Raw genomic sequence first — 12,966 nt, forward strand, 5'->3', positions numbered from 1 at the left:
AATCATTTTTAGACTAATCAAAGTTAGGAAAATTCAATTGAATTATATCAGTTATCTTTGCATAAAAGAAATTCTCAACGTATATGTTGAAAAAATCAAGCTTTAGAAACCAACTGGAAAATCTTGTCCGTCAGCCTCAAAAACACACCTATCTTATTGCGGTGAGCGGAGGCGCTGATTCTATGGTCCTGGCCTCATTATTTCAGGATTTACGTGAACATATTCAAGATAAGAAATTCAATATTCAGATCGCCCATGTTAATTACAAACTCCGGGGAGAAGATTCTGATCTGGACCAAAAAATTGTCCAGAATTTTTGTGAGAAAAATCATATAAAATTCCATTTGTATGAAGTTTCAGGAAAAGATAACAAGCCCGAAAATTCTATTCAGCTATGGGCAAGAGAGCTACGGTATAATTTTTTCAAAAAAATTCAGGAACAGGAAAAGCTGGACTTTCTCGTTACCGCTCATCATCTCAATGATCAATTGGAAACTTTTATTATCAATCTTTCAAAAGCGGCAGGAATTAATGGACTGAGTGGCATCCCCTCCAGTAACAACAATATACTGCGCCCGCTGTTAAGTTTTTCAAAAAATGAAATTTATCAGTTTGCAGAGCTTAACAGTATAGAATTCAGAGAGGATCTCTCCAATAAAAAAAGCGACTATCTGAGAAATAAAATCAGACATGAAGTAATTCCCAGGTTACTGGAAACAAATGACCATTTTCTGGAAAACTTCAAAAAAAGTTCCTCATACCTTAATCACGCGAAGGATTTTGTCCAAAAACAAATCTGTGAAATAGAAAATAAACTCACACAATTTAACCACAGGTACAAAATCTTATCAAAGGAAAAACTGGATCAGGAAAGCGATTTCGTAAAGTTTGAAATTTTAAAGAAATACGGGTTTAACCAGGCGGAAGAAATCCCTAAAATTTTTAAAGCAGAAAACAACAGTTCTTTTTTCTCAAAAGAATATCAGCTAATCGTCACCCGAAATGAATTAATATTCACTAACCGGAATGACCTGCAGATATCTGATGAAGAAATCCCTCTGATTGATCATTTTGATTTTTCAGATAACCAGATCAATATTAATCTTCAGGATATTAAAGCTATTGATGAAATCAATAAGAGCTTAAGCTGGGATTTTGATGCTGAAAAACTTCAGTTTCCTTTGTACTTAAGAAGACAAAAAGATGGAGATGAATTTTATCCGCTGGGATTTTCCGGGAAAAAGAAAGTTTCTAAATTTTTTAGGGACGAAAAATTATCTATTTTAGCGAAGCAAAAAATCTGGATATTGACTGATAATAATGATTCTGTACTTGGGATCATCCCTTTGAGGCAGGACAGAAGATATGCAAAGGATGAGAAAACAAAAAGTATTCTCAAAATTTTTAATGAAAGGAAACAATGAAATTTAGAAATTGGTTTTTATTACTTCTACTTTTTTTAGCAACAGGGATTAATGCACAGATAAAAAATCCTGTAAAGTTTAAATTCACCATCAACGATCTGGGTAATAACCAGTATGAAGCGGTTCTGAATGCCACCATGGAAAACGGCTGGCATATTTACTCCAAAGATTTACCGGAAGATACCGGCATTCCTACCGAATACAAGGTTACAGGAACAAATATCGAACTGATCGGAAAGTTTACTGAAGTAGGCAAAAAACATGAAGAGTTTTCAGAAGCATTCGGAGGAACTATTGTTTTTTATTCCAATACAGCCGGTTTCAAGCAGAAATTCAAGCTGAAAGATCCTGCAAAACCCGCTGATGTCACCTCCGAAATTACATATCAGACCTGTGATGACAGAGTCTGCCTGGCTCCCAACACTTTAGAATTCAACCAAAAGATAACTCCGAAAGGAGCTCCGGTGGAAACTGTGGAAGAAACAGCTGCTCCGGTGAAAGATTCTGTAAAAACGACTGTAACAACTACTGAAAATCCGGTAAAAACCGAAGTTACTGTACCAGAAACCGGAAAACTGGATCCTAAACAGCTGAAAATTGAGACATTGGATTTCAAAAACCCGCTAACTGACTGCGGAACTGCTTCTGCTAAAGTGGATGAAAATTACTGGACGTATTTGTTTCTAGGATTTATCGGAGGTTTAATTGCCCTGTTAACTCCATGTGTCTTCCCTATGATTCCATTAACCGTTTCTTTCTTCACCAAAGGAAGCAAGGATAAAGCAAAAGGAAAACGTGATGCACTTATTTATGGATTTTTCATTCTTCTTATTTTTGTGTTATTGAGCATTCCTTTCCACGTCATTGACGGGATTGCGGGAAATATCTTCAATGAGATTTCAACCAGCGTATGGCTGAATATTGCCTTCTTCATCATATTCATTTTCTTTGCCGGAAGTTTCTTCGGGTATTATGATATCACTTTACCGAGTTCGATTGCCAACAAGTCTTCCAAAGCGGAAGAAGCCGGAGGTATTATTGGAATCTTCTTTATGGCATTAACTCTGGTAATTGTTTCTTTTTCCTGTACCGGTCCTATTTTAGGAAGTTTATTGGGTAGTGCAGTAACAGGATCATCTAATGTTCCTATGCTGCTGACTTTTGCTCTGGCAGGATTCGGGTTGGCATGGGCTATTGTTTTCGGGCTATTGGCTTTATTCCCTCAGGCATTACAAAGTCTTCCAAAATCAGGAGGATGGATGAATACCGTAAAGGTAGTTCTTGGTTTTGTAGAGCTGGCACTGGCATTAAAATTCTTATCCAAGGCTGATCTTGTCTCTAAAACATTCTTCTTAAAAAGAGAACTTTTCATTGCCATCTGGATCATTATCGCTTTAGGACTCGCCCTATATTTATTTGGTCTGATCAGATTCCCACATGATGATAAAAAACCTAAAATTTCAATAACAAGAAAAATCATAGGTGTATTTGGCTTCGGATTTGTCATTTATCTGGTTCAGGGGCTGATTCCTTCTGACCGTCCGAAACTTCAGCTATTAAGCGGAATCTTACCTCCGTTGAATGTAAGTTATTTCCATGATGAAAAAGATGGTATTCTGGGAATGCATCCTGAACATGATTTTTTCAAAGCTGTTGAAATTGCTAAAAAGGAAAATAAACCGATCTTGATTGACTTTACAGGATATGGGTGTGAGAACTGTAGAAAAATGGAAGAATTTGTCTGGAGTGAAGCCGATATTTTACCCATCCTTCAGAATGATGTTGTTTTAGCATCTTTATATGTAGATGATAAAGAAGAGCTCCCTGAAGATCAGAAAACAAAAATAGATCTTGGTGACGGACAAATCAAAAAGGTAAAAACAATAGGCGACCGATGGAGTCTATTCCAGCAAGTTAATTTTAATAACAATTCCCAACCTCATTATGTTTTAATAACTCCTGATGGAAAAGTAATTAACACTCCGGTTTCCGGATACATGCCGAAAGAGGATTTTAAAAAATTCCTTGAATGTGGTGTAAATTACTTTAAGAAAAACAAATAGTCTTTACATCAAAAAATAGATAAGCCTCACCTGTAAACCGGTGAGGTTTTTTATATATAGATTTAACAGTATTTAAGTAAACAAATTCAATAAAAACATAAAAATATTAATATTTTAAAATTTTAGGCACAAAGATTGTATCGATTTATCAAAACTACGATCGGGTTTTTAAATTTTCACCAATACCGTTTAACATTTTAAAATATGAATTATGGCTGACGTAATCGCACAAGAGAAGCAAGGCGGAAAACAAAAGAAAAAGCTCATCAGAGTAGATATGACACCCATGGTAGACCTGGGCTTTCTACTGATCACTTTCTTTATGTTTACAACCAATTTTACCAAACCCAATGTAATGGATCTAGGCCTTCCGGCAAAAGGTGACCCTCCATCCGGTACCGTTGTTGTAGATCAGAAAAATCAGATAACATTTATTCTGGGAAAAGACAATCGCGTATTTTATCACCAAAGCAATGAAAAAGAGCTAAATACCACTAATCTGAAAGAAACAGATTTCAGCGGTATTAATGTTTCAAAAATTATTGCCGAAGCATATAAAAACGCTCCAAAACCACAAAACTTCACTGTTATTATAAAACCTACCGATGAGGCTAATTATAAAAACTTTGTAGATATGCTGGATAACATTGCAATTGCGAAAAAAGAGCGTTACGGTGTTACCGATATCAAGCCTTGGGAAACAAAGGTTTACAAAGAGTTAGTTCAATAAAAGAGGAAGAGCATTAAAAAATGCTCTTTTTTATTTAAATTTGAACAGCTGTCTGTTACAGATCTGCAGCATTATTAAATTATAATTCTTACATCATGCTGAACTTTGAAAGAAAAGGAAACGGAAAAGAAACGCTAGTTCTCCTCCATGGTTTTATGGAGAATCTGTCTATCTGGAGTGATATGGAACCGCATCTTTCCACAGATTTCTCCCTTATAAAAATTGACCTTCCCGGTCATGGACAATCTGATATTATAGGAGAAACCCATACTATGGAGTTAATGGCAGAAGAAGTTAAAAAAGTTTTAGATAACCAGAATTTAGAAAAAATACATTTGTTGGGACATTCCATGGGAGGTTACACCTCATTGGCCTTTGCTGAAAAATATCCTGAAACATTAAAGAGTCTAACCTTATTTTTCTCTACTTATCTTCCGGATGACGAAGAGAAGAAACAACAACGCATCAAAAGCTACAGGATTATAAAAGATGCCTTTCCCCATTATGTAAGAGCAGGGATTCCCAATCTGTTCAATCCAAATGAAAAAGACATTCTGGAAGGCAAAATTGAGACTGCGCTTGAAACTGCACTTTCGACCAATAATATGGGCGCACTTGCCTGCGTAAAGGGAATGGTAGCACGAACAGATAAAAAGCACATTATGAATACCCTGGAAACTAAAATATTAGTATTGGCCGGTAAACATGACAATGCAGTAAAAACAGACCTCATGATTAAAAACCTCCCGGACAGGACTAATATAAAATCTTATATACTGGACTGCGGACATAACGGACATTGGGAAAAGCCTAGTATTTGTGCTGAGATTATCAATACTGAACTGCTGCATAATCTTCCTAAAAAACTAGTATTTTAATCATGAAGATCATTCTTTCATTTTTGTTATTTTCCACATTATTAAGCTGCAGTAAAGAAAAGCAAGTCTCTTCAGACAATACTTCTATAGAATCTCTTACAACTGCGGATACAATCAAAAATGACACTTTAAAATCAAATCAGCCTAAGGAGGAAATATTTAAGTTTGTCACCGAATTATGTGACAACAGAGGCTATTATGACATCAGCAAATACTCCAGGGAAGAAATTGAAGGTGTTTACAAACTCTGGTTTGAATTGAATGACTCCCTTCTGGACACTCCATCTGTTTTCAATCTTAATGATTTACAGGAAATAAGACGCGATAAGGATAAAATTCTTGCAAAGCTGGACAAAGATTTTGCTGAAAAAAAAGCCCTTCTGCAAAATCTTAAAGTTGTGAATACACCCTATTGGCAAAATATAAAAAAATTAAAGTACGAAGAACTTATCCAACGGTACGAAATGGAAAAATTACAAATCCTAGCATACTCAGACCCTTCCGTACTTCTTAAAAGCAATATCTGTAAAGTTTTTTCTAAAGCATTAAATTCCGATGACGAACAAATGGTTAAAGAATGGAGAAACCTCAGGGAACAAATGAGCAAACAAAATGCTGACCCCGAACGGATAATGACTGATTTTAACAATCATCTGAACTCACCAGACAAAAGGGATTATGCGATCATAGACCTTATCACTTTTGGATGGGGCAATTGTGCTAATGACAAAATTCCCTCCCCTCCCCATGACGAAAAAATGAACAATGAATTTAATTCCCTTTTTATAAAAGTAGACTCCGACTGTGATGAGCCTTAATCCATATAAAAAAATTCCTGTATATTAGTAGGGAATAATTTTCGAAATGGGCTTATTCTCTTTCAAAAAAAAGAAACCTCCGGTTATCGGGCTTACTCTTTCAGGCGGAGGAATGCGTGGAATTGCACATATTGCAGTTCTCAAAGCGTTGGAAGAATACAACCTGAAACCCCACCTCATTTCAGGCACCAGTGCCGGTGCTATCATAGGTGCGTTCTATTCTTTTGGCAAGACACCTGACGAAATGATAGAGATTGTAAAGCAGACAACCTTTTTTTCACGGTCTTCTCTGAAATTATCAAAAAACGGAATATTCAGTTCAAACTTCATTCTAAAACTTTTCAAAGATTATTTTCCTGAGGATAGCTTCGGCATTTTAAAAATACCAGTGTATGTCACGGCAACGGAAATGACCCATGGAATTGTTGACTTTTTCTCTGAAGGTCAGCTTTTCAGTCCTCTGCTGGCATCATCAAGTGTCCCTTTCATTCTTCCTCCCGTAAGAATTGGCGATAAGATATATGTAGACGGAGGCGTACTGGATAATCTGCCTATTGAGCCTATCATTGATAAATGTGATTTTCTGATTGCTTCCCATGTAAACTCAATAAGCTATGATGAATTAAAAAAGATGAGCCTGATGAAAGAGTTTGACAGAATTCTACACCTGGCTATAGCAAAGTCAGTTTATTCCAAAGTAAAGCACTGCAACATATTTCTGGATCCTCCGAAAATGACAAAATACAGTCTTTTTAACAAGAAATATCTGGATGAAATGTTTCAGCAGGTCTACGAATATACCTGTATCGAATTAGAAGAAAAAGGGTATAAAAAAAGCTCCCGGACCGAGAGCTTGTAAGATATTATGGTTGAATAAATTCTTCTTTTTCAAGGTAATTTTTAAAGTTCTCAATAGTCCCAGCCAGTGAATCATAAGATTTTCCACCGGCAGCATTAATATGTCCACCGCCATTAAAATATTTTCTTGAGAACTGATTTACATCTACATCATCCTTGCTTCTGAAAGAAATCTTAATAAAATCCTCATAGAGATCTTCCATAAAGAATGCTGCCATTTTTACACCGGCGATACTTAATCCATAATTCACGAAACCTTCTGTATCTCCTTTTTGAAAGCCATATTCTTTCAGCTCTTTTCTGGTCAGGCTCAGCACAGCAACTTTACCGTTGTTTACCACTTCTATTCTGCCCAGAATCAGAGCAAGCAGATGAAGGCGGGAAACCGTATTTGTATCCCATGTATTGGAAGTTATCATTGCAGGATCTGCTCCTCTTTCAATAAGATTAGCAATAATCCGGTGGGTAGCAGCGCTTGTAGAACGAAAACGGAACCCTCCCGTATCAGTCATAATTCCCGTATAAAGACATTCCGCAACATCCTGGTTTACCAGTTTTTCATCATCCATTACCTCAATAAAATGATAGATCATCTGCGAAGTGGCCGGAATTACAGTATCAGAATATACATAGTCAAACGGTTCAGGCTGCTGATGATGATCAATAAGGATTTTTTTAGCCCCTGCTTTTATCAGCCAGTCACCTACGAGACCAATCCTTGACGGGGAATTGAAATCAAGACAAAAAATAACATCAGCATCGGCAATCAGATCAGAAGCCAGCTTTTTCTTATACTCTGCAATGATCACTTTTTTAGATTCCGGCATCCATTTCAGAAATTTAGGAAAATCATTGGGCACAATCACTTCTGCCTCTATTCCTTTTGCCTTCAGATAATGCTTTAGTCCGAGACTGGAACCAATTGCATCACCATCCGGATTATAGTGGGTAAGAATAACTATTTTGTTTTCAGGTTTAAGTAATGTATTGATATCTAAAAGTTCTGCGGGTGTAAACATCATTGTGTTTATTTTCGTTAAAATTTAAGTTTTCAAAGATAGAGCTTTTATATAAATCATTTAAATATTATTTTTGCACAGAAAATTTAGGTTCTCATCAGGGTTTGTAAATGCCCTGCTAAAAAACATTTCAAATAATTAAAAAAAAAGATATTTAAAGTTTGTAACTTATAAAAATTTCTATATCTTTGCAACCTGAAAATAAATAGATTAATTACGATTTAAATATATAGTAATGAGTAAAAGAACATTCCAGCCATCAGAAAGAAAGAGAAGAAACAAACACGGTTTCAGAGAAAGAATGTCTACGCCAAATGGAAGAAGAGTTTTGGCTGCGAGAAGAGCTAAAGGCAGAAAGAGATTAACTGTAAGTGCATCACGCGCTAAGAGATAATTTCTACATTATCATATACAAAACATGCTTGAGAAGTTTCTTTTCAGGCATTTTTTGTTGTTAAAATTTATTAAAAATAGAGTCAGATAGACTTCTTTTTTCTATTTTTAAAATTTGAAAAATTTTTGTTAGAAATAGCCTTTAAAATTAAATTATGCCACATACCAATATCTCCGGAGACAATATAATAAGTTTGCAGCATGCGAAAATCGCCCAAAAAAACTTTACTGTTCTTTCTGATGTAAATCTTAACATTAAAAAAGGCAGATTCTGCTATCTTATCGGAAAAACAGGTTCCGGAAAAAGCTCACTTCTGAAAACCCTTTATGGTCATATCCCACTGGCGTCAGGACATGGGGCCGTAGTTGGTTTTGATCTGGCTAAACTAAAACCTTCTGACATCCCTAACCTTCGAAGAAAACTGGGGATTGTATTTCAGGACTTCCAGTTACTTTCTGACAGAACAGTAGAGAAAAATCTGAAATTTGTTCTTGAAGCTACAGGATGGAATGACAAAATTAAAATGGAGGACCGCATCAATGAAGTATTAGGCAGTGTAAATATGAAAAGCAAGAAGCACAAAATGCCACATGAACTCTCAGGTGGAGAACAACAGCGTATTGCTATCGCAAGAGCTTTGCTTAACCATCCGGATCTTATCCTGGCAGATGAGCCTACAGGGAACCTGGATCCTGAAACTTCCAATGAAATCATGACTTTACTAAAACAAGTTGCCCTTGAAAATGGCGCTGCTGTAGTAATGGCAACGCATGATTACCACATGATTCAGAATTTCCCGGGAGAAGCTATCAGATGTGAAGATGGAAAAGTTTCAGTACTGGACACTGCTGAATTATTTGAATAAATTATATCCCTAAATCCACCTAATTCTTATTTTTGAATACATGAAACTCTTTAGTGAGTTCAAGATATTGGTCCGAGTATTTTCTCGGACTTTTTTCTATAATAAAATCAGATTCATGAAGCTGTTGTTTAACACCTGAAAACTCCAGGATCAGTCTTTTAATTTTGGAACTTTCAATCCCCGAAATATTAACTCTCCTGATTAAATGAAGACCATACTCTTCTGCTATTGTAACAAAAATATTACCCGCTTCTACCGGAATTATCACAGAAAGCAATCCCCTGTCTGATAATACCCCGGATGCCTTGGCAATTAGCTGCTCAAAGTTTAATTCTACAGTCTGGCGTGCAATTTTATCTTTCCCTGATTCCGATTCTTCAAAATAAGGAGGATTAGAAACAATCAGATCAAATTTTGTAAGGGTATTGAATGTTTTAAAATCCTGATGTATATTTTTCAGTCTTAAACAAAAGGGAGCATTTTCAAAGTTAACTTTTGTAAGCGAAACTGCTTCTTCATTAATATCCATTCCTAAGAATTCAGCGATAGAATTCCGTTGTGCCAGCATCAGGCTAATCAACCCGGTTCCAGTACCTACTTCCAGGACATTTGCCGCATTTTCAACATTAGCAAGAGCTCCCAGCAGGACACCGTCCGTTCCTACACGAAAGACATGCTCAGACTGTTGAATTTCAAATTGTTTAAACTTAAATGGTTTCACTATAAATTAGTAGGTAATGTAATAATGAACGTTGACCCTTTCCCTACTTCAGATTTCACAGAAATTTCACCTTTATAATCTTCAATCATTTTTCTTACCATAGATAAACCAAGCCCCATCCCACTGTTTTTGGACGTAAAATTAGGTTCAAAGATCCTTTCATACATATTTTCAGGGATACCGATTCCATTATCCTGAACTGAAATCATCACTCTTCTCTGGTGCTGCTCCACATCTACATTAATAATCAGTTTTCTTTGATCACTTTCCGCCTGTTTCGCATTGGTAACAAGGTTGGTTATGATTCTGGAAAGATAAATTCTGTCCATGTTAATCATGATATTATTCTTGTTGGCATGCATAAATATGCTGTCATCATTAAAAACACGAAGTATATCTTCAACTTCCGTATTGAGATTAATAACCTCATTATTTTTTTCAGGGAGCTTTGCAAATTCTGAAAAAGCAGAGGCTACCGTAGCAATCAGATCAATTTGATCTACCATAGTTTTACTCATAAGCTTTACCCTCTCTCTGATATTTGGATCATCAGGATCAAATTTTCTTTCAAAGTTCTGAATGGTGAGCTTCATAGGAGTAAGTGGATTTTTGACTTCGTGCGCTACCTGCTTGGCCATTTCCCTCCATGCTTCTTCTGATGCCTTGAAACGCAGTCTTTCTTTTTGGTCCTGAATCTGAAGAATCATTCTGTTATAAGCCCTCGCCAATGCATTAAGTTCATCATTCTTATAATACCTGATAGGGCGCATTTCATTTTCAAATAATGTAATACGTGTAATCATATCTGAAAATTTAGTAATGGTCTTTGCCAGGCTATTGGAAGTAACCCAGCTGATCCAGATGCTGAATAATATAAGAAATATATCAACCAAAAGAATATATTTAACATATTGATGAAGAACATCCAGATATGCTGATTCATTATGATATAAAGGAATATAAACGATACCTATCGGCTCAAGTTCATTATTTTTCAAAAGAAGATAGGACGAGGTAAGTTTTGCATCTTTAGCTGCATCATATCTGGTCATATCAACTCTTGCATCTGTAGCCAGTATCTTATTAATGATTTCTATAGGAATAACCTTCTGATCAATAAGGCTTTCATCTTTATTGGACAGGATATAATTGCCTTTCAGATCATAGATAACAATATCATGCTGGTTAATATCTGCTATCTCAAAGATTTTATTTCCTAAAACCTTAGGCAGATCTTCCGTTTCTACAAGAGTACGGCTAACCGCATAGTCCAGATACCTCATTACAGCATTGGTTTTTTCCTGCATATCAATCGTACTCTGCTGCAGGGAATTATTACGCAAAACAAAATACGGAACAAGGGAGGTCGCCACTACACTTAAAAAACATACCAGCAAAAAACCGAAAAAAACCCGGTTTCTTAAACTATATCCTTTATATTTATTGATTGACATCCTACTTTTTAATTAACCTAGCAATATACTTACCAATGATGTCAAATTCCAGATTCACTTTATCTCCAATTTTCAAATGTTTCATATTTGTAAATTCCCACGTATAAGGAATAATTGCTACAGAAAACTGAGCATCTTCACTTTTAGCTACCGTAAGGCTGATCCCGTTTACCGTAATGGAACCCTGAGGAACAGTAACAAAATTCCCGTCAGCTTCATATTGAATGGTAATAAAATAGCTTCCGTCTTTATTCTCAATCCCTACAACCTCCCCGGTTTTATCAACATGTCCCTGAACAATATGCCCATCTAATCTTCCATCCATTTTCATACAACGTTCAAGATTAACAACTGTTCCCAGTTCCCACTTTCCCAGATTCGTCTTTTCCAAAGTTTCGTTAATTGCAGTTACCACATATTGCTGATCATTTATTTCAACAACAGTAAGACAACAGCCGTTATGCGCCAGACTCTGATCTATTTTCAGTTCATTTGTAAAGGGGCAGGTTAAGGTAAAATCTATATTGCTTCCTTTCTCTTCAATCTTCTTAATTACACCAACTGCTTCAATAATTCCTGTGAACATATTATTTTTTGCTAAATTTGTAAATTATAATCTTCAAAGATAATCAAAATGAGCCCAAAAAACCATAAAGTACGAGTAGGAATTTCAATTGGTGATTTCAACGGCATAGGCCCGGAGATCATTATGAAGTCTCTGAAAGACAAAACTATTACTGATTTTTTTACTCCGGTAATTTTTGGTTCGGGAAAATTATTCACTTATCAGAAAAATATTTTCAAACTGAATCTTAATTTCAATTATATCAATGAAGCTTCTCAGGCGCAGGGAGGGAAACTCAACATGGTTAATCTGACCAAGGAAAATGTTAATGTAGAGTTAGGAATCCCGACAGAAGAATCCACAAAAATGGCCATTGATTCTCTTGAAGCAGCTACCGAGGCTCTGATAAAAGGAGATATTGACGTTCTGGTTACTGCTCCTATAAACAAAGATGAAATGATGAAAATGGGATTTAAACACGCAGGGCATACAGGATACTTTGAGGAAAAATTCAATAAAAAAGGATTAATGTTCCTGGTTACTGAAGAGCTGAAGGTTGCTGTTTCCACACACCATATTCCTATTTCAAAAGTTGCAGAGAATATTTCCAAGGAGAAAATTAAAAAACAGATCAGAGCATTAAACCAGACCCTGATTGAAGATTTTTGTATTCAAAAACCAAAAATTGCAGTTTTAGGACTTAATCCTCATGCAGGAGACGGTGGAGTTATAGGCAATGAAGAGGTTGAAATTATCAGCCCCGCAATTAAAGAGCTTTCTGATAACGGAATTCTGGCTTTTGGTCCTTTTCCTGCAGACAGCTTTTTTCAGCCCAACAAATACAAAAACTTTGATGCCGTTTTAGCAATGTATCATGATCAGGGACTAGCACCTTTCAAAACATTAGCTTATGAAGAAGGAGTAAATTATACTGCAGGACTTCCGTTTATAAGGACTTCTCCGGATCATGGGGTGGCCTATGATATCGCCGGGAAAAATATAGCGGATGAGCAAAGTTTTACAGAAGCTATTTTCACTGCCATCAAAGTATTCAGAAACAGAAGCGAATACAATGATCTGATGAGCAATCGCCTTCAGCCAAGAAAAATGGCTGTGGATAATGGAATAGACGAAGACCTTCCTGAAGAAACTGAAGCATAAATTTTAAAAACAAATT

General features: G+C 36.0%; 13 protein-coding genes. 9 read left to right on the forward strand and 4 right to left on the reverse strand.

From position 1 onward, the window contains the following. The first annotated feature begins 83 nt into the window (after positions 1-83). The 6 genes from tilS to DRF59_RS11810 all read left to right on the forward strand — a co-directional run bounded on the left by tilS (position 84) and on the right by DRF59_RS11810 (position 6,772). On the forward strand, positions 84-1,424 hold the full coding sequence (tilS, locus tag DRF59_RS11785) for a tRNA lysidine(34) synthetase TilS (protein WP_115960028.1): 1,341 nt from the start codon (positions 84-86) through the stop codon (positions 1,422-1,424). Next, on the forward strand, positions 1,421-3,487 hold the full coding sequence (locus DRF59_RS11790) for a protein-disulfide reductase DsbD family protein (RefSeq protein ID WP_115960031.1): 2,067 nt from the start codon (positions 1,421-1,423) through the stop codon (positions 3,485-3,487). The genes tilS and DRF59_RS11790 overlap by 4 nt, the downstream gene beginning before the upstream one ends. A gap of 211 nt (positions 3,488-3,698) precedes the next feature. Next, positions 3,699-4,217 carry a biopolymer transporter ExbD gene (locus DRF59_RS11795; RefSeq protein ID WP_115960034.1) on the forward strand — a complete coding sequence of 173 codons (519 nt, stop codon included), beginning with the start codon at positions 3,699-3,701 and terminating at the stop codon, positions 4,215-4,217. 95 nt (positions 4,218-4,312) lie between these two features. After that, complete coding sequence (locus DRF59_RS11800) at positions 4,313-5,095, forward strand: alpha/beta fold hydrolase (RefSeq protein ID WP_115960037.1); 783 nt, start codon at positions 4,313-4,315, stop codon at positions 5,093-5,095. Positions 5,096-5,097: 2 nt separating this feature from the next. Further along, a complete protein-coding gene (locus DRF59_RS11805; RefSeq protein ID WP_115960040.1) occupies positions 5,098-5,913 on the forward strand; it encodes a hypothetical protein in 816 nt (271 codons plus the stop codon). A gap of 46 nt (positions 5,914-5,959) precedes the next feature. Continuing rightward, positions 5,960-6,772: a patatin-like phospholipase family protein gene (locus DRF59_RS11810; RefSeq protein WP_115960043.1), complete on the forward strand. Its 813-nt coding sequence runs from the start codon at positions 5,960-5,962 to the stop codon at positions 6,770-6,772. A gap of 4 nt (positions 6,773-6,776) precedes the next feature. Here DRF59_RS11810 and DRF59_RS11815 read toward each other — a convergent pair whose 3' ends face one another. Next, positions 6,777-7,790, reverse strand: coding sequence for a DHH family phosphoesterase (locus DRF59_RS11815; RefSeq protein ID WP_115960046.1), 1,014 nt, complete (start codon positions 7,788-7,790; stop codon positions 6,777-6,779). A 235-nt stretch (positions 7,791-8,025) separates the two neighbouring features. Here DRF59_RS11815 and rpmH point away from each other — a divergent pair, with 235 nt between their 5' ends. Next, positions 8,026-8,184 carry a 50S ribosomal protein L34 gene (gene rpmH, locus DRF59_RS11820; protein ID WP_076443849.1) on the forward strand — a complete coding sequence of 53 codons (159 nt, stop codon included), beginning with the start codon at positions 8,026-8,028 and terminating at the stop codon, positions 8,182-8,184. Positions 8,185-8,338: 154 nt separating this feature from the next. Further along, positions 8,339-9,049, forward strand: a complete 711-nt coding sequence (locus tag DRF59_RS11825; protein ID WP_115960048.1) for a cell division ATP-binding protein FtsE — start codon at positions 8,339-8,341, stop codon at positions 9,047-9,049. 19 nt (positions 9,050-9,068) lie between these two features. On the opposite strand, the gene DRF59_RS11830 is transcribed toward DRF59_RS11825, so the two are convergent. Genes DRF59_RS11830 through DRF59_RS11840 form a run of 3 tightly spaced genes read right to left on the reverse strand, consistent with a single transcriptional unit; the run spans position 9,069 to position 11,810 of the window. After that, complete coding sequence (locus DRF59_RS11830; protein WP_115960051.1) at positions 9,069-9,770, reverse strand: tRNA1(Val) (adenine(37)-N6)-methyltransferase; 702 nt, start codon at positions 9,768-9,770, stop codon at positions 9,069-9,071. Further along, entirely contained in the window at positions 9,770-11,224 is a 1,455-nt protein-coding gene (locus DRF59_RS11835; RefSeq protein ID WP_115960054.1) for a sensor histidine kinase, read from the reverse strand. Before DRF59_RS11835 ends, DRF59_RS11830 begins: the two co-directional genes overlap by 1 nt. 1 nt (position 11,225) lies before the next feature. Continuing rightward, positions 11,226-11,810 carry a riboflavin synthase gene (locus DRF59_RS11840; protein ID WP_115960057.1) on the reverse strand — a complete coding sequence of 195 codons (585 nt, stop codon included), beginning with the start codon at positions 11,808-11,810 and terminating at the stop codon, positions 11,226-11,228. 48 nt (positions 11,811-11,858) lie between these two features. Here DRF59_RS11840 and pdxA point away from each other — a divergent pair, with 48 nt between their 5' ends. Beyond that, positions 11,859-12,950 (forward strand): 4-hydroxythreonine-4-phosphate dehydrogenase PdxA, encoded by a 1,092-nt coding sequence (gene pdxA / locus DRF59_RS11845; RefSeq protein WP_115960060.1) that lies wholly within the window; start codon positions 11,859-11,861, stop codon positions 12,948-12,950. The last annotated feature ends 16 nt before the right edge of the window (positions 12,951-12,966 follow it).

Origin of the sequence: Chryseobacterium flavum (assembly GCF_003385595.1) — a bacterium.
In the GTDB taxonomy this organism is placed as follows: domain Bacteria; phylum Bacteroidota; class Bacteroidia; order Flavobacteriales; family Weeksellaceae; genus Chryseobacterium; species Chryseobacterium flavum.

Bases quoted from the DNA above. Each gene is read 5' to 3' on its own strand.
- tilS (WP_115960028.1), top strand. From the start codon at position 84: ATGTTGAAAAAATCAAGCTTTAGAAACCAACTGGAAAATCTTGTCCGT.
- DRF59_RS11790 (WP_115960031.1), top strand. From the start codon at position 1,421: ATGAAATTTAGAAATTGGTTTTTATTACTTCTACTTTTTTTAGCAACA.
- DRF59_RS11795 (WP_115960034.1), top strand. From the start codon at position 3,699: ATGGCTGACGTAATCGCACAAGAGAAGCAAGGCGGAAAACAAAAGAAA.
- DRF59_RS11800 (WP_115960037.1), top strand. From the start codon at position 4,313: ATGCTGAACTTTGAAAGAAAAGGAAACGGAAAAGAAACGCTAGTTCTC.
- DRF59_RS11805 (WP_115960040.1), top strand. From the start codon at position 5,098: ATGAAGATCATTCTTTCATTTTTGTTATTTTCCACATTATTAAGCTGC.
- DRF59_RS11810 (WP_115960043.1), top strand. From the start codon at position 5,960: ATGGGCTTATTCTCTTTCAAAAAAAAGAAACCTCCGGTTATCGGGCTT.
- DRF59_RS11815 (WP_115960046.1), bottom strand. From the start codon at position 7,790: ATGTTTACACCCGCAGAACTTTTAGATATCAATACATTACTTAAACCT.
- rpmH (WP_076443849.1), top strand. From the start codon at position 8,026: ATGAGTAAAAGAACATTCCAGCCATCAGAAAGAAAGAGAAGAAACAAA.
- DRF59_RS11825 (WP_115960048.1), top strand. From the start codon at position 8,339: ATGCCACATACCAATATCTCCGGAGACAATATAATAAGTTTGCAGCAT.
- DRF59_RS11835 (WP_115960054.1), bottom strand. From the start codon at position 11,224: ATGTCAATCAATAAATATAAAGGATATAGTTTAAGAAACCGGGTTTTT.
- DRF59_RS11840 (WP_115960057.1), bottom strand. From the start codon at position 11,810: ATGTTCACAGGAATTATTGAAGCAGTTGGTGTAATTAAGAAGATTGAA.
- pdxA (WP_115960060.1), top strand. From the start codon at position 11,859: ATGAGCCCAAAAAACCATAAAGTACGAGTAGGAATTTCAATTGGTGAT.